Below are 16574 nucleotides of genomic sequence, written 5' to 3' on the forward strand. Positions count from 1 at the left end.
TTTGTCTTTTTTCACGATGCTGAAACGTAGCCGTGCTTTTCCATTTCCGCATAAATCACTTTTAATTTCGGACTGCCTTCTCCCACCACTTCTCCATTAATAACGACAAGCGGATAGAAGTATTCATCATTCGCAATCTTTTCTGCAAATTCCTTTTTCTCTTCATCTTCGTGCTCCTGGTAGATATCCACATATTCAATATGAAAGGGCTGCTGCGGGAATTTGCGTGTGAGAGCTGCTTCTAGCCATTCGCATGTATCTTTTGTTGAAGGGAGGTTCACACAGCTCGGACAGAGCACTTCAGCACCGTACACAAAAACCTTTAATCGTTTATCCATCGTTCTCCCCCTTTTCTTTCCTTTCATTGTAAGGGACAGTGTGCATTTTTGCCATGAAAAATACAAGGTTCTATCCATTTTTATTCCCTGCAGAGTGTGTTAAAATAGAACTGATTACAGAATTTGCACCATTCAAAACAATAGATTTTCAGAAGCATTTTGAATATAATAGCAAGATAAGGAAGGAGTCGATTTAAAATGGCAACAGAAACTCATATGATCGAACAAGTTCAGGAAGTACTTGATAAATTGCGTCCGTTCCTTCTTCGCGACGGCGGGGACTGTGAACTGGTTGATGTGGAGGACGGCATTGTAAAGCTTCGTCTTCTTGGTGCATGCGGAAGCTGCCCAAGTTCAACGATCACACTTAAAGCCGGTATCGAACGCGCTCTTTTAGAGGAAGTTCCTGGCGTTGTTGAAGTAGAGCAGGTTTTTTAATGAAATAGAAAAAAGATGGTGAGCCACGCTCACCATCTTTTTTTATTTACAGGTATTTATCAAACCATTCCTTAATATGATTCAGGCGGTCAATTCTGAGCTTTGGATGCCCGCTTCTTGACAGTTCATGGTTGGCTTCAGGGAAACGGACCAGCTTAGTCTCTTTTTTCAGCTGCTTCAGAGCAATGTAAAGCTGTTCTGCCTGCTCAACAGGGCAGCGGTAGTCCTTTTCGCCGTGAAGGATAAGAAGCGGTGTTTCGACGTTCTTTACGTACTTCAAAGGCGAATGGTGCCACAGCTTCTCGAAGTCATCAATCAGATTCCCGCCAAGCTCCCATTCAGTAAAGTAGTACCCGATGTCGCTTACTCCGTAAAAGCTGATCCAGTTGGAAATTGAACGCTGTGTCACTGCTGCTTTAAACCGGTTTGTATGGCCGACAATCCAGTTTGTCATAAAGCCGCCGTAGCTTCCTCCAGTTACACCAAGCCTCTCCTCATCAATAAAATCATATGTTTTCAGCGCATAGTCAACTGCACTCATCAAGTCCGTGTAGTCGCTTCCGCCATAGTCTCCCCGGACCCCGTCAACGAAATGCTGGCCATATCCATGGCTTCCGCGCGGATTTGTGTAAAGAACCGCTTTTCCGCTTGCAGCGAGCATTTGGAACTCATGGAAATAGGTGTTGGCATACATGGCATGCGGACCGCCGTGGATTTCAAGGACGAGCGGGTACTTCTCGCCTTCCTCATAGCCTGCCGGTTTCATGATCCATCCGTGAATCTCAAGACCGTCCTCCGCTTTATACGCAATTGCTTCCGGAACAGAGAGCTCCACTTCGTTTAAAAAAGCTTCATTAATGCTTGTCAGCTGCCTGTTTTCACCTGTGCTGAAATCGAAGAAGTGAAGGTCACTCGGGTGATCCGGACGGCTGATGCCAAGGACCGCCGTATGGCTTTGAACATGAACGGACAACCCATAGACGTGCTCGTTTTCAAATCGTACAGGAACTGTCTGGCCTTCAAGCGAACCGTAGTAAACGCCTGTATTTCCCTGATCCGTCAGAATGAAATAAAAGCCCTGGCTGTCTTCCGTCCAGATAAGTCCAGGATAGACACTTCCCGAAATAAAATCTGCCACCGCCGCATCACTGATATGGACATCCCAATCTGCAGAATAGCAGGAAAGCTCTCCAGTTTCACGATCAGACAGCCAGATTTTTGAGAAAGTAGCCCCAAGATACTCTTTTTCGTGTCCTAAAAAGGATACGTACTTGCCGTCAGGCGACCAGGATGGATGGCCGTAAAATCCATTGCTGTTTGTCAGTTTTGTCAGATCATGCCCGTCAAGGGACAGAATATAGACATCTGAAATCAGGTTTTGGTCAGGGTCATCCGTCATATTGGATGTAAAAACTATAGCCTTTCCATCAGGAGACCAGGCTGCGTCGCTGCAGTCATATTCTCTGAACCCAAGCAGGTTGAGTTTTCCGGTTTCTGCATCTGCAATAGCCAGCTGTCTTTTTTTGTTTCTGACAAAGCCCGAAGCATCCGACTTATATCTCATATCTTCCACAACGAGCGGTTGGGGCTGCTTGTCCTCTTCTTTCGCTTTTTCGAGTGTATCTTCAGGAGCAAGCGCAAGTGAAACGAGGATGCTCGCACTGTCAGGGCTCCATACAGGCTGTGAAACGGCAAGGTGCTCTTCTGTCAGTGCCTTTGCTTCTCCCCCTCCTGCTGACATGACGTAAAGCTGATTTTTCCCGCTTCTGCTGGACAAAAAGGCAAGCCTGCTGCCATCCGGAGACCACCTTGGCGATGTATTTCTGTGTTCGCCAAATGTCCATTGAACCTTCTCGCCTGTTTTTAAATCAATCAAAAACAGGTTCGATATGTAGTGATGTTTTTCTTCCTGAATGGATGTCTCAACGTATACAGCCTTCGTTCCGCAGGGAGACATTTGCGGATCGTTGACGGACTTCAGTTTGTATAAATCTTCTGCAGCAATGACCCTTTTTTCCATTTTACTAACACCATTCTTTCTCTTAAATTTGCTCTTATTCTATTTATTTCGACAAGCTAAATAGTTTTCCTTCTCTGCCTTTGATTTTAAACTAAAAAAAAGCATCCTCATCCTGAGAATGCTTTCAGCCGATCGAGTCATGAACTTGTCCCGCACCCTTTTCATAGTAAACGTTTGATCCTTCAAGAACGGGTTCCAGCACTTCAACTTCACATTTGGGAAACTTCACTTTAAGCACATCTGCAAGAGCCTTCCCTTTGCCTTTTGCAGCAAACGCAAGGACGGTCGGGCCTGCGCCGCTTAGGGCAGCGCCGTAAGCACCTGCTTCGAGTACAGCTTCCTGCACTCGGGAAAGTTCTTTAATGAGTGTTCCTCTGTATGGCTGATGAAACAAATCTTTCTGCATCATTTTTCCTGCCAACGGCCAGTTATTTGAAAGCACGGCGGCAACAAGGACGTTGCTTACTGCACTTGCTTCAACTGCCCCGCTGTACTCAAGGTACCCTGGAAGGACATCCCTCGCATCCTTTGTATAAAGTTTATAAGGGGGGACAACCGCAACCAGCTCAACATCCACCTGCTGGACGGACACGAGCTCTGTTTCGTGCTCCTGGTGAATACCTACAACCAGACCTCCGTACAGCGAAGCACCTGCATTATCCGGATGTCCTTCAATCAGGCTTGCAAAATGAAGCTTTTCTTTCATAGTAAGCTCGAGTCTGCACAACTCATTTGCAAGCTCTACGCCTGCAACGATGGCGGCGGCGCTGCTTCCGAGCCCCCTTGCCATTGGGATATCGCTCCATACTTCAACTCTGCAGGGTGGAAGCTTTGCATGACAGGTGCCGGCAACCTGCTCAGCCACCTGATAAATCAAATTTTCCTTGCCTTCCGGAATATCAGCCATTTCATCATTCAGGGGAACAAATGTCCAGCTGTGGTCCCTTGTGACATTCAGTTCAAGATACCTGCTGACTGCAAGACCGACAGAATCAAAGCCGGGACCGAGGTTCGCCGTGCTGCCCGGCACCCTTATTTTAAGCATGTCACCTTCATTCACCATGCACCGACTCCTTTTAGCTGCTCCATGACAGCACGCTCGTCATTCGGCAGAACCGCAGGCTTTATAGATGAAACATCAATGGCCGTATTCGGATCCTTCAAGCCGTTTCCAGTCAGGACCGCTACTGCTTTGGAACCTCTTTGATACACGCCTTTTTTTGCGTTTTTAATCAGCCCTGCAATGGAAGCGCAAGATGCAGGTTCGGCAAAAATGCCTTCTGTTCTGGCAAGAAGCTGGTAGGCCTCCACAATTTCTGCATCTGTTACTTCATCAATGAAACCGCCGGACTGCTCAGCTGCCTGTACGGCTTTATCCCAGCTTGTAGGATTTCCAATCCGGATAGCCGTTGCAATCGTTTCAGGATCTTCAATAATCTGATTTCGAACGATCGCCGCAGCACCTTCCGCCTCAAAGCCGTGCATCTGGGGAAGCCCTGTCTGATGATGCTCGTGATATTCTTTGAATCCTTTCCAGTAGGCTGAAATGTTGCCTGCGTTGCCGACTGGAATCGCCAGCACGTCCGGAGCTGCGCCTAATGCGTCACAAAGCTCGAATGCCGCTGTTTTCTGGCCTTCAAGTCTATATGGGTTGACAGAGTTTACAAGAGTAATAGGAAGCTTTTCTGACATGCTGCGGACCATTGTAAGGGCCTGATCAAAGTTTCCCTTGATGGCGATAATTTCAGCACCGTACATTACCGCCTGGGCAAGTTTGCCGAACGCAATTTTGCCGTCAGGGATAACGATGATGCAGCGCATCTTCGCGCGCGCCGCATAAGCTGCCGCAGCCGCTGATGTATTTCCCGTTGAAGCGCATATGACCGTATCGCTGCCCTCTTCTTTTGCTTTAGCAACAGCCATGACCATTCCGCGGTCCTTGAATGAACCGGTCGGGTTGGCTCCTTCTGTTTTTGCATAGAGTTCAAGACCAAGCTTTTCTGAAAGCACCGGCAGAAACACCAGAGGCGTATTGCCCTCGTTCAACGTAAGCAAAGGAGTCTGGTCGTTTACAGGCAAGTAATTGCGGTATTGATTCAAAAGGCCTTTCCACATCATGAATATCCGTTCCCTTCTACGCGGTATGAACTCTTAATGCCCTGAACAACTTCAAGGTCCAGCAGGTTTCCGAGAATTTCATCAAAATCTTTATTTGAAGCCTGATGCGTCACAATGACAATTTCAGCAAGGCTGCTGTTTTTAAGCGGCAGCTGAAGGATTTTTTCAAAGCTGACCCCGCGTTCTGAAAACAGGGATGTAATCGTCGAAAAAGCTCCGACCTGGTCTTTTACATGAATGCGCAGGAAATGCTGGGCGTAAATTTCATCACTCTGCTTGAGCGCCTTTTCATATTGAGGAAGGACGGCACTGCGGCCATTTACACCAAGTCTCATGTTTTTCATCACACCGACAAGATCTGAAACAACGGCCGTTGCCGTCGGCAGGCTTCCTGCCCCCGGTCCGTAAAACATCGTTTCGCCGACTGCCTCACCGTACACATAAACAGCGTTGTACTCATTGTTTACAGATGCAAGCGGATGAAAGTCAGGAAGCAGGGTCGGCTGAACGCTGACCTCGACTTTGTCGCGTGTTCTGTTTGCAATCCCGATCAGCTTCATTGTATAGCCGAGGCGTTTGCTGTAGCTGATGTCTTCATCCGTCACTTCGCTGATGCCTTTTACACTGACATCCTCTAAATCTACATGCATGGAAAAACCAAGCCGAGCCAGAATGGCCATTTTTCTCGCAGCATCAAGCCCTTCAACATCCGCAGTCGGATCTGATTCAGCATATCCAAGCTCCTGCGCTTCTTTCAGCACTTCTCCGTACGGACTTCCGTGCTTGCTCATTTTTGTTAAAATAAAATTTGTTGTTCCGTTAACAATCCCCATCATTTTTGTAATCCGGTCTGATGCAAGTCCGTCTACCAAACTTCTTAAAATAGGAATGCCTCCCGCGACACTGGCTTCATAGAATAAGTCGCATCCATTTTCAGTTGCAGCATCCAGCAGCTCCGTGCCGTAAACCGCCATCAGATCTTTGTTGGCTGTGACTACGTGCTTTTTCGCCTGCAGAGCCTGAAGGATATATTCTTTCGTAAGCTCAACGCCGCCCATCACTTCTATTACAACATCAATCTCAGGGTCATGGATGACCTCATCTGCATTTTTCGTCAAAAGATCTTTCCCAAACTCAATTTGCCGTTTCTTATCTATGTCCTGAACAAGAACTTTTTTCACTTTAACAGGGCAGCCTACCTGATGCATCAGCTTATCCTGGTGATCTTCAATAATTTTCACAACGCCGCTTCCGACTGTTCCGAGCCCTAATAATCCAACGTGAATCGCATTCATGATTTCTTCCACTCCCTTGATGTCTTTCTTAGAAATACATTTGTTTATGTATGATAGACATTTTCTATTATTGTCATTATAAACAGTGTGCCATTGCTTATCAATAGAGAATTTTCAGTAATTTTATTGTAATCGCTTTCTTTCCTGTTGGACCGCTGTTTATATTTTTTGTAAAACTGGTTGGATTGTCCTCCATTAAAAAAGCGTGCAGGAAATCTCCCGCACGCACGTGTTATTCGCGGTCAAGCTGAATGTCGTTCTCGCTTTCGACAACTACATCCATGTGACCCTTCATTTCGAGTTTTTCTTTTTCCCTCATTGCTTCTTCCTCTGTAGGAAAAACAGGGCCGTCAAAAACCCGTTCCATCGTTTCTTTATCCGTATACTGCACTAAAAAACTGTTCAAGTCAGATCCCTCCCGTTTTGAAGGTCTTATTCCCCTTTTTCCAAACGGCTAATCTAACGGACAGGTGTAAGCGGCTTTTTCCCTTCAAGGACTTGTTTAATGTTTTCTATGCAGCATGCCATCATGGCAAATCTCGTTTCCCGTGTAGCACTTCCTATATGGGGAAGCGCCACAGCGTTTTCCAATTGCAAAATGGGGTGATCTGCACGGATCGGTTCGTTTTCGAATACATCCAGCCCCGCTCCTGCAATCACACCGTTCCGAAGTGCCGCAATCAGGTCTTCTTCGACAACGGTGCCTCCGCGCGAAGTGTTGACGAAAATGGCCTCCTGTTTCATTTTTTGGAAAGCGCCGGCATCAAACATCCCTTTTGTTTCGATTGTTAATGGCGTCATGCAGACAACAAAATCAGACGTTTGCAGCAGGTCCTCAAATGACCTGTATTCGGCTCCGAGACTTTCTTCCGCCTCCGTATCTCTTGAACGGTTATGATAAAGAATGTTCATATCAAACCCTTTTGCCCTCTTGGCAACAGCCCGTCCTATATTCCCCATCCCGACAATGCCGATTGTTTTATGATGGACATCTGCCCCCGCAAGCAGCATCGGGCTCCAGCTTGTCCATTTTCCTTCTTTTATGTAATTTGCCGCTTCCGTCACTCTTCTTGCAGCAGACATGAGCAGCAAAAAAGTTAAATCTGCTGTTGTTTCCGTCAGAACATCCGGCGTATTGGTTATGATGATGCCTTTTTCCTTCGCATATTCCACATCCACATTGTCATAGCCGACAGCAAGATTGGCGATTACTTTTACCCCTTCACACGCATCAAGCAGCTCCTTGTCGACCTGGTCAGAAAGCATGGTCAGAAGAGCATCAGAGGTTTTTGCTTTTTCAAGCAGCAGATCCCTCGGGCACACTTCATCTTCCTTATCCCACATCTCGACATCAGCGGACGTTCTAAGCGCTTTCAAAACTTCTTCCGGAAGCTTTCTCGCAACAAATACAGAAGGCATTTCCATCCTCTCACCCTTTACTCATTTTCTTTTATCTTATCATATCAGGCATGAGAGGGAGGAAATAAGCCTACAGCCAGTGAATGGAGGGCAAATAAATTTTTTTCGTTCTCATCGACAGAAGCTGTTCATAGGATTTCAGGAACCCTTCGTATCTTGAAGAGTTTTTCAGCATATCTGCAAGCTTCGCCTCATAATAAGGCTTATCGGTTTCAGCGGATAAGTAATAATCTTCAATGCATTCGAAATAGTGAATCGGAAGGAGCATCCTGCTGTAGATCAGCCTCCAGGAAAAAGACGACAGCGGCGTTGTCCTGTCATAGTCCTCTAAAAACTGAAAACCTTCCTGACGGAGCGACTCCGGCTCCTCAAAAAACTGGTTTCTCAAGTATTCCGCAATATCCCTGCTGCAATGATCAAACACCCAGTCTGTCGGAACCTTAACCAGACCTGAAGACCTCCACGTATGGGAATAAAAGCGATTGTGGCATACTGTCGCAGAATCAATCGGCTGCGGCTCATCATCAAGCTCTGTGTCGACCAAATACTGAATGGCATTCTCCGCAATCCCCATATAATATGGAAACGATTCAGCAAACATCTTCTCAAATGAATCAAGCGGCTGGGAATTCACCTTGCCCCTCCAGAAGCCTTCAAGCTGATCTGTCCGCTTTTCCCAGAGATTTTTCCACTGCCCGATCCGGCTGATTTTAGACACCTGGTACGGATAGCTTCTCGCCTTCTGATGAAAACGCGCAAGCTCTCTGCCCACCTGAAACACCCGCTCTCCCTGCACGTACGATGTTTTCAGAATGCCGTATTTCCGCTTTTCCCATTCTATATACAAATTCCCTTGTTTTGTCAGCAAAAAGACGGCCACGAACGGATCTCCCCGCTCAAGCAGGTACTGGCTCATATGGTAAAGCTCATAAAGCTCTTCATCTTCATAGTGGGAAACCGGCACAATTAAATACACATGCTGATGATGCGAAAACGCATCGTAGTGACCTACCCGGAATGTCTCTCCAATTCTAAGCCCGTACTGTTCCCGAATCAATTTTTCCACCAGATTCTCCCCCATGTATAAAAAGTCCTTATCCTATCGTAATCGCAACTTAGCCGATTTATGTATAATTTGGCCCTGCAGTTAAACACTTTTTAATGATTGTCATTTTCGTTACACACTAAGAGAGCCATTTGCGTAAAATGGTAAAAAAGATTGGGTGAAATGGATGAAAGATAAAGAACAGATGGACATTGTCGAAAAAACAGCACGCCAATGGTTAACAGACCGCGGAGTCACACTCAATGACATCGCAGAACTCGTATACTTCCTGCAAGTCAAATATCATCCTTCATTAACAATCGATCAATGTTTAGAAAATATAGATCGAGTCCTTGCAAAACGCGAAGTTCAAAATGCCATCCTTACCGGCATTCAATTAGATATCCTGGCTGAAAAGAAAATGCTTGAAGAACCCCTGCAAGCCATCATTGAAAGTGACGAAAGCCTTTACGGGGTTGATGAGATCATCGCTCTCTCCATCGTCAACATTTACGGATCAATAGGATTCACCAACTACGGATACATTGATAAAGAAAAACCGGGAATCCTTAAATTCCTGAACGATAAATCATCCGGAATGGTCCATACCTACCTTGATGACATCGTTGGAGCCATCGCTGCCGCCGCCTCAAGCAGACTGGCGCACAGGGCGAAGAATACAGAGTGAGTTCACAAAAAGCTGCATCCAGAGAATAGGATGCAGCTTTTTGGTTGTCTTTATATTTTTTCAAACCACTCAGAAAGAGAATCAACCGTATAGGTCGGCTTTTCATCGTAGTTCACAAGGTGCTCCCGCAGAGTTACGCCAGTATGGACAAGCAGGGTATCAAGACCTGTATTCATCCCCGCTTTTATATCTGTGTCATAGTTGTCCCCTACCATCAGTGTTTCTTCAGGTTTTGTGCCGAGCACTTTCAAAGCCTGTTCCATAATAATACTTTCAGGCTTGCCGATAAAGATCGGATCTACAGTTGTGCTGACAGCGATGACAGATGTGAGAGAACCGTTTCCCGGCAAAAGTCCGCGTTCTGTTGGAATGGCAATGTCACCGTTTGTAGAGATAAACGTCGCACCATTGCGGACGGCAATGCAGCCGAGAGCCAGTTTCTCATAAGTAATATCCCTGTCGATTCCGGATACGACGAAATCAGGGTTTTCATCTACAAGCTGCAGATCCCGTTCGATGAGAGCTTTTTGAATCCCCTCTTCCCCGATGACATAAACGGATGCATCCGGCTTTTTCTCCCAGATAAAATTGGCTGTTGCCTGGCTTGTTGTAAACACTTTATCTTCACTTGCAGGAATGTCAAACGTGTTGAGCTTTTCTGCTACCTGCTGGGGTGTTCTTGATGAATTGTTGGTTACAAACAGATAGGGGATCTTTTTCTCGATCAGCAATTTGACAAAGTCGCTTGCTTCTTCAATCCGCTCTTTGCCGCGGTACATCGTTCCGTCGAGGTCAATTAAGTAGCCATTGTATGTTTTCAAAGTGAGTGCACTCCCTGTATTTTTATATTTTACCCGTTCCCTTTCGCTCCAGTCACTTGCTTTCCGCGGGGAGCAAAAAATTTGACTTTTTGGGGGATTTTGTTCTGACAGAGGAGTTGGGCGCTGCAGCTGGACAAGGAGTCAAGTGCCTTCCGCTGCAGTCCACTGGAGCTTAAAAATTTTATCTAAATCAAGTTTTTTATGAAGAAAGCAAAATAAGACGCAATATTATCATTGCGCCTCTTCATTATAATCCGTTCATTTGTTAATGTCTAAAAGCAGAGACGGGTCCCAGTTCATTTTCGAGATAGGTTCTTACACGTGCCGGAAATGAAGCAAGTATGGCTGCTTGCTCCTGGAGGCATTGTGTTAATTCCCCGTGGTTAATGCCCAGGTATTCCTGCACGAGCTGCTTGCGGAAGGAGATTACCGCTTTCAGTCCGTCTGCTTCATCAGCGCCGATTACTTTTTCATCGAGCATGATGTCGATGATGTCTTCATAGCTCCCGGGGTCACGCATGATAAATCCGTCGATGATGGCATTGCCTGTATCTAAAACGGCTTCAATCAGCATGTGGGCAAGCCGTTCAAGCGCTTTCAATTCAAGGTCAGTGTCCCAGTTCTTCTGCTCAGAAAAAAGAGTCAGGTTCTTCTCATAATAAACAAGCGTTTCTTCTATTTTTTCACGATCGACAAAATACATCCCATTACACTCCCAGCACAGTTGAATGCTTTTATTTTACCACATTCAAAGCACTTTGTTTCAGGATTGGATGACGTCTGCTATTATTAAGAGACAATGATGCATGAGAGGGGAATTATGGATGTCTGAACGATTTTTTTTATATGATGATACGGTTGAAACAAAGACACGATTTGTAAGCTTTATGGGAGAGAACAGCCGGTTTGACCTGGCGATTGTAAGATCCGACCGCTATTACGGAAAGCACCTTGTTCTGAACCTGCTCAGCAGCCGCTTTGCCATTATCGGCGAAGATGATTTAAATGAGCCCGGTTATATTGAACATGCTTACGGCCTTGATGAAAATGAGGCAAATGAACTTAGAGAATTTTTGTATGAAATTGTCTGATTAAGAAGTGTCCTGCTACTGCACAATAAGTAAAAAAGCAGGTGATCTTGAATGGATGATAAAGAAAAACGGGAGTATACGGATTTTTCGAATGTGGAAAGCATGCGGAATTTCATCCTGCCGGAAATAACACCGGAAGGCCCTTACGGCGCTCCAAGAGGAAAGAATACACCCGTAGAGAATAAAAGCTCGGAGTGGAAAGAAGGCCAGCGCTATTACAGTGCGTTTAATTATGAATTCAAATCTCTTCATCAGAACCTGCCAAGACAGTACCCGGGAGCGCATCCGACACATGATGACCCGGAGAAAAATGAAGAGCCTCCATATACAGCCAAATAGAAAAATACAAGCCGCTGTTTTACGCAGCGGCTTATTTCTTTATTCGTTTTAAAACGAAATGCGCACAGCCGAAGTTACAGTACTCAAATATGTACTCGTCAAGCGTGCTGATTTTCGTGTCATAGGATGCTTTTTGGTTCTGATCATCAAAAAAGCCTTTCAGCCTGAGCTGATTATAGCCCCAATCCCCCACGATGTAATCGTACTTGTTCAGGATCTCAGAGTAGCGCGCTTTGAATGCTTCTTCATTAAAGCCGTTCCGCTCGTCCTTAATCAATTCAAAAGTATGATTTTGAACAGTTATCACAACTATCACCTCTCAACCGCATTATTTACTATCATAATCGATTTCCCCATCAATTGCTAAGAAAGTTTGGATATGTTTTGGCAAACCTAAGGTTACGGAGGTGTTTGCGATGAAGAAAATCGCGTTCACGGCGTCCATAATCGGGATTGCCATCATCACGGGATGCCAGAATACAGCTAGTGAAAACGACCTTTTTGAAGAAAGCGGTAATACGGTCAATGTCAACGACCGCAACGAATTGTACAACGAAGATGGGATGAAAAAAGGAGAAAAGAACACAACGTCAAACTTTGGGTATGTCCGCCACGAAAAAAGCGGCCTCGCCAGAGATATTGACTACAACAAAGTTCCCGGCATCGACCATGAACAGCTGGCAAATGTGATATCAGATCTTGTAATCCAGCTGCCTGGCATAGAGGATGCTGCTACCCTTGTAACAGATGAAGAAGTATTGATTGCCTATGAAGCGGAGAAAAACAGAGACCGTTTTGAAACCGCTGATATGGTCAAGAAAGCAGCGATCTCCGCCATTCCAAGATATTATCATGTCTATGTCTCAGACCAGCCGGGAATGATCAAGCAAATTGAAGGCTATTCGGGCCTTGACGCCAACAGCCGTGACATTGACGAAATCATCAACAGCACAATCAAAGAAATGCTCAAATCCCCTCAGGGACGCAAGCTCAACACAGGCGAAAACCCTAACGGAGAAGGCTACGGCGAAACAAACGAGGAACTGGATCAGGATATGAAGGATAAATATCAGGAATCTAGATATAAATAAAACGCAAAAACCCGCAGCTATGCGGGTTTTTCTTATGAAAAGCTATTAAGCCTGAGCCTGTCTCGCTTTTGTTGCAGCGTTGACCTGCTCATCTGCATGATAGGAAGACCTTACAAGCGGTCCTGCCTCACAGTGGCTGAAGCCTTTGCTCATGGCGATTTCGCGTAGTTCTGCGAATTCTTCCGGCGTGTAGTATTTGATGACTTTAAGATGTTTTTTGGACGGCTGGAGATACTGGCCGATTGTCATAATATCAACATTGTTAGCGCGAAGATCATCCATTGTTTCGATAATCTCTTCTTTTGTTTCTCCAAGCCCGATCATCAGACTTGATTTAGTCGGAATATCAGGCTGCATTTCTTTCGCACGGCGGAGAAATTCAAGGGAGCGGTCGTATTTGGCGCGGGCTCTGACTCTTGGTGTAAGGCGTTTAACCGTCTCAATATTATGGTTAAGAATGTCCGGTCTTGCGTCCATGAGAATTTTCAGGTTTTCTTCCACTCCGCCCATATCTGATGGAAGAACTTCAATTGAAGTAAACGGATTTTTGCGGCGGACAGCGCGAACCGTCTCAGCAAATACATTGGCACCGCCATCGCGGAGGTCATCGCGGGCAACCGCTGTAATAACCGCATGCTTCAGGTTCATCAGGGCAACTGAATCCGCAACGCGTTCCGGCTCTTTGAGATCAAGCTCGTTTGGGAGGCCCGTTTTGACAGCACAGAATCGGCATGCACGGGTACAAACGTCCCCGAGGATCATGAACGTCGCCGTTCTACGCACAGCCCAGCATTCGTGAATGTTCGGGCATTTTGCCTCTTCACAAACGGTGTGAAGATTATTTTCGCGCATCATTTTTTTAAGGCCTGTGTAATTTTCATTGGTGTTCAGTTTTATTTTTAGCCAGTCAGGCTTTCTCAGGTATTCTTCTTTCTTAGCCATCTGAATCATCTCCAGTATGTATAGTCAGGTTTCTTTAGGCAAAATAATCAGGAAAAAAGGAAAATTCGCTTAAAACGTACACTTGTCACTTTAACATAACAGAGTGCGGTTCTACAAGGATGGAAATTGGATCAATTACTAACATTTTCTACATATGAATTCTTCCTGAAGCACCAAACTAAGGTTATGAAATTGGGTAAAGGAGACCGGTAATGTGAGAAAAATGTTGACCCTGTTTAGTGTATGTTTTCTTTGCTTTATTCAACCGCACTCTGTCCTTGGATCAGAGAAAAGCACAGAAGAAATCAATCAGGAGAGAATGATTCTGTTTAAAAATGCAGAGACCATTACTCAGATTCCCTGGTATGTGCTGGCATCTGTTGATCAATATGAGCGCAATGTGAGAAGAACACGCAATGATATTCCGAAAGCGAAGGGCGTAATTGGCATTTATATTCGTCCAGAATTATGGGCCGGCATCCAAAATCCAAATCAGTCTGACACAAACCCTGCAAGCATCGCGCTGTTTGGCGGGCTTGGCATAGACGGAAATGGAGACGGGAGAGCAGACCCCACGAATGATGAAGATGTTCTTTTATCCTTTGCCGATTATCTCCTTTCGTATGGAACTGATTTTGAAAACATTAAAATCGGGCTTTGGGATTATTACCAGCGCGATAAATCCATCGGTTTAATTACAGGACATATGAAGCTTTTCAAAAAATACGGCAGGCTGGATCTTGATCAGCATGCGTTCCCGGTTCCAATCAGATTTAACTACAGCTACAAAAACACATGGGGAGATGCCCGCGGATGGGGCGGCAGAAGGATCCATGAAGGAACCGACATTTTTGCTAATTACGGTGTTCCCGTTCGTTCCACCTGCTATGGCATCATTGAAATGAAAGGGTGGAACATGTTTGGCGGCTGGAGACTCGGCATTCGCGACAGCACCAACACGTATCACTATTTTGCTCATTTAAATGGGTTTGCAGACGGTCTTGAAGTGGGACAGATTGTTGAACCCGGGCAGCTCATCGGCTCTGTGGGAAGCTCAGGCTACGGCCCACCAGGCACATCCGGCAAGTTCCCCCCGCACCTTCATTACGGAATGTATAAGGACAATGGACGAACAGAATGGTCCTATGACCCTTTTCCGCAGCTTAAGGTTTGGGAACGTGCCGAGTACAGAAAGCGTAAATAAGAAACGGGCCAGCCCTTTTAAGGACTGGCCCGAACATTTTATGACTTTTTGGCCTTCACAACTGCATTTGCAATGCTTGCTGCAAGACCTCCCCAAATCACAACAATACCGACTACCATCATTGTAATAGCTCCACCACTCATCAGCGTGATACCTCCTTATCAGCCGGCAATTCAATTGTATCCTTCTTCCATGAAATAAAGGAGAACAGAATGCCGACGATTAATGCGCCCGCTGCAACGAGCCAGCCTGAGTAAAGCAGGAATTCTCCTGAGTAAGATCCTCCGCCGTAAGGCTCAGCTCTAAGTTTATCAATCATCATGTAGCCAAGGATGATTGGAGTGATGACACCCAGACAGATCTTCCACCAAGAACCTAATTGAATGTCGGAAATCTGATTTGCATGAGTTTGAAGATTTGTTGCCTGCTTAAGGATCCAGATGACAACAACTACTTCTACAAGTCCTGCAAGAGCCACACCAAAGCTGTTGATAAACTCATCTGCTACATCAAGGAAGTTGATGCCGCCTCTTGTTGCGAACAGAAGAGAGATAATAGCTGAAACTCCGCCTCCGAACAGCACGGCTTTCGTACGGGAAACATTGAATTTATCCTGTACACCCGCAACAAATGTCTCAACAATCGAAATGAGAGATGTAAGTCCGGCAAGCGTCAGGGATGCGAAGAATAAGAATCCGAAAAGCTGGTTAAATGCCGGGAATTCATTAATAATCTGCGGGAATACGATAAATGCAAGACCGATTCCTTTAGAAACGACTTCACTTACCGGAACGCCCTGCTGCATAGCCATAAAACCAAGTGCACTGAAAACCCCGATTCCTGCAAGAAGCTCAAATGCAGAGTTTCCGAAACCCGTAATGAACGCATTGTTTGTAATATCCGATTTTTTAGGCAGATAGCTTGAGTACGTAACCATAATGGCAAATGCAATCGATAAACTGAAGAAGATCTGCCCGTAAGCAGCAACCCACACCTTGCCGTTTGCAATCATGCTCCAGTCAGGTTTGAAAAATGCCTCAAGACCTAGTGCAGCACCTTCAAGTGTTAATGCCCGGATAACAATAATTAAGAATAAGACCACTAAAGTCGGAATGAAAATTTTGTTTGCAAGCTCAATCCCTTTTTTAACTCCGGCAAATAAAACACCAAGTGTAACCACCCATACAATCAGGAGCGGAATGAGAACTCCAGGTGCAAATCCGCCAAGTTCGCCAGGCGCTGCAGCTTGAAGGTAATCATTGAAGAGGAACGTTTGAGTGTCTTTTCCCCAGCTTAAATTTAATGAAAAACCGCTGTATGATATTGCCCATGCGATAATGACAGAATAATAAGTAGAAATGACAAATGCTATTCCAACCTGCCACCATCCGAGCCATTCAAACTTCTTGCTTAACCGTGCATACGTTAAAGGTGCAGAACCGCGGTACTTGTGACCTAGAGTAAATTCCATTACAAGCAGGGGAATACCTGCTGTCAGCAATGCGAAAAGGTACGGGATGAAAAACGATCCTCCGCCGTTTTCGTACGCCACTCCAGGAAAACGCCAGATGTTTCCAAGTCCGATTGCCGATCCGACAGCCGCTAAAATAAAGCCTGCCCTTGTTCCCCACTGTGGACGATTATCCATTTGTGTAAAGCCCCCTTTAGCCTTTTCTTCCGAATTTGGAAGAATTATAATTTTTAATATTTTCTGATATTTCAATA

At 45.5% G+C, this 16574-nt stretch carries 19 protein-coding genes and 1 pseudogene; 6 read left to right on the plus strand and 14 right to left on the minus strand.

Annotation, left to right across the window (positions count from 1 at the left end; genetic code table 11):
- Positions 1–11: 11 nt before the first annotated feature.
- On the minus strand, positions 12–338 hold the full coding sequence (locus AZ46_RS15305) for a YuzD family protein (protein WP_029284157.1): 327 nt from the start codon (positions 336–338) through the stop codon (positions 12–14).
- 104 nt (positions 339–442) lie between these two features.
- Between AZ46_RS15305 and AZ46_RS15310 the strand changes: the two are divergent.
- Positions 443–776, plus strand: a pseudogene (locus AZ46_RS15310) (NifU family protein).
- A 46-nt stretch (positions 777–822) separates the two neighbouring features.
- Here the strand turns inward: AZ46_RS15310 and AZ46_RS15315 are convergent.
- From AZ46_RS15315 to yutH, 7 genes are all read right to left on the minus strand, one after another.
- On the minus strand, positions 823–2796 hold the full coding sequence (locus AZ46_RS15315) for a S9 family peptidase (protein ID WP_029284161.1): 1974 nt from the start codon (positions 2794–2796) through the stop codon (positions 823–825).
- Positions 2797–2920: 124 nt separating this feature from the next.
- Positions 2921–3856 carry a homoserine kinase gene (gene thrB, locus AZ46_RS15320; RefSeq protein WP_029284163.1) on the minus strand — a complete coding sequence of 312 codons (936 nt, stop codon included), beginning with the start codon at positions 3854–3856 and terminating at the stop codon, positions 2921–2923.
- A complete protein-coding gene (gene thrC / locus AZ46_RS15325; protein ID WP_029284165.1) occupies positions 3853–4911 on the minus strand; it encodes a threonine synthase in 1059 nt (352 codons plus the stop codon). Before thrC ends, thrB begins: the two co-directional genes overlap by 4 nt.
- Positions 4911–6209 (minus strand): homoserine dehydrogenase, encoded by a 1299-nt coding sequence (locus AZ46_RS15330; protein WP_029284167.1) that lies wholly within the window; start codon positions 6207–6209, stop codon positions 4911–4913. Before AZ46_RS15330 ends, thrC begins: the two co-directional genes overlap by 1 nt.
- A 232-nt stretch (positions 6210–6441) precedes the next feature.
- Positions 6442–6615 carry a hypothetical protein gene (locus AZ46_RS21995; protein ID WP_158001668.1) on the minus strand — a complete coding sequence of 58 codons (174 nt, stop codon included), beginning with the start codon at positions 6613–6615 and terminating at the stop codon, positions 6442–6444.
- 53 nt (positions 6616–6668) lie between these two features.
- Complete coding sequence (locus AZ46_RS15335; RefSeq protein WP_029284169.1) at positions 6669–7634, minus strand: 2-hydroxyacid dehydrogenase; 966 nt, start codon at positions 7632–7634, stop codon at positions 6669–6671.
- Positions 7635–7698: 64 nt separating this feature from the next.
- A complete protein-coding gene (yutH, locus tag AZ46_RS15340; protein WP_029284171.1) occupies positions 7699–8697 on the minus strand; it encodes a spore coat putative kinase YutH in 999 nt (332 codons plus the stop codon).
- 163 nt (positions 8698–8860) lie between these two features.
- Between yutH and AZ46_RS15345 the strand changes: the two genes are divergently transcribed.
- Positions 8861–9361, plus strand: a complete 501-nt coding sequence (locus AZ46_RS15345; RefSeq protein ID WP_029284173.1) for a phosphatidylglycerophosphatase A family protein — start codon at positions 8861–8863, stop codon at positions 9359–9361.
- Between the two features lie 50 nt (positions 9362–9411).
- Here AZ46_RS15345 and AZ46_RS15350 read toward each other — a convergent pair whose 3' ends face one another.
- Positions 9412–10182 carry a TIGR01457 family HAD-type hydrolase gene (locus AZ46_RS15350; protein ID WP_029284175.1) on the minus strand — a complete coding sequence of 257 codons (771 nt, stop codon included), beginning with the start codon at positions 10180–10182 and terminating at the stop codon, positions 9412–9414.
- Between the two features lie 265 nt (positions 10183–10447).
- Positions 10448–10885, minus strand: a complete 438-nt coding sequence (locus AZ46_RS15355) for a DUF86 domain-containing protein (protein ID WP_029284177.1) — start codon at positions 10883–10885, stop codon at positions 10448–10450.
- A 121-nt stretch (positions 10886–11006) separates the two neighbouring features.
- On the opposite strand from AZ46_RS15355, the gene AZ46_RS15360 reads away from it, so the two are divergent.
- Both AZ46_RS15360 and AZ46_RS15365 read left to right on the plus strand, forming a co-directional pair.
- A complete protein-coding gene (locus tag AZ46_RS15360; RefSeq protein ID WP_029284179.1) occupies positions 11007–11273 on the plus strand; it encodes a DUF3055 domain-containing protein in 267 nt (88 codons plus the stop codon).
- Positions 11274–11324: 51 nt separating this feature from the next.
- The gene (locus AZ46_RS15365; RefSeq protein WP_029284181.1) at positions 11325–11612 is read left to right on the plus strand and encodes a hypothetical protein; all 288 of its coding nucleotides are present in this window, start codon (positions 11325–11327) and stop codon (positions 11610–11612) included.
- A 31-nt stretch (positions 11613–11643) separates the two neighbouring features.
- On the opposite strand, the gene AZ46_RS15370 is transcribed toward AZ46_RS15365, so the two are convergent.
- Positions 11644–11919 carry a YutD family protein gene (locus tag AZ46_RS15370; protein WP_029284183.1) on the minus strand — a complete coding sequence of 92 codons (276 nt, stop codon included), beginning with the start codon at positions 11917–11919 and terminating at the stop codon, positions 11644–11646.
- A 109-nt stretch (positions 11920–12028) separates the two neighbouring features.
- Here AZ46_RS15370 and AZ46_RS15375 point away from each other — a divergent pair, with 109 nt between their 5' ends.
- Entirely contained in the window at positions 12029–12703 is a 675-nt protein-coding gene (locus tag AZ46_RS15375) for a YhcN/YlaJ family sporulation lipoprotein (RefSeq protein WP_029284185.1), read from the plus strand.
- Between the two features lie 45 nt (positions 12704–12748).
- Here the strand turns inward: AZ46_RS15375 and lipA are convergent, their stop codons facing one another.
- Entirely contained in the window at positions 12749–13645 is an 897-nt protein-coding gene (gene lipA, locus AZ46_RS15380) for a lipoyl synthase (protein ID WP_029284187.1), read from the minus strand.
- Positions 13646–13868: 223 nt separating this feature from the next.
- On the opposite strand from lipA, the gene AZ46_RS15385 reads away from it, so the two are divergent.
- Complete coding sequence (locus AZ46_RS15385) at positions 13869–14849, plus strand: M23 family metallopeptidase (protein WP_051827386.1); 981 nt, start codon at positions 13869–13871, stop codon at positions 14847–14849.
- 38 nt (positions 14850–14887) lie between these two features.
- Here AZ46_RS15385 and AZ46_RS21780 read toward each other — a convergent pair whose 3' ends face one another.
- Together AZ46_RS21780 and AZ46_RS15390 are read right to left on the minus strand one after the other, a co-directional pair.
- Positions 14888–14992: a methionine/alanine import family NSS transporter small subunit gene (locus tag AZ46_RS21780; protein ID WP_139015515.1), complete on the minus strand. Its 105-nt coding sequence runs from the start codon at positions 14990–14992 to the stop codon at positions 14888–14890.
- Positions 14992–16497: a sodium-dependent transporter gene (locus AZ46_RS15390; RefSeq protein WP_029284191.1), complete on the minus strand. Its 1506-nt coding sequence runs from the start codon at positions 16495–16497 to the stop codon at positions 14992–14994. Before AZ46_RS15390 ends, AZ46_RS21780 begins: the two co-directional genes overlap by 1 nt.
- Positions 16498–16574: the final 77 nt, after the last annotated feature.

The organism is Metabacillus indicus LMG 22858 (genome assembly GCF_000708755.2).
Taxonomy (GTDB): Bacteria; Bacillota; Bacilli; order Bacillales; family Bacillaceae; genus Bacillus_P; species Bacillus_P indicus.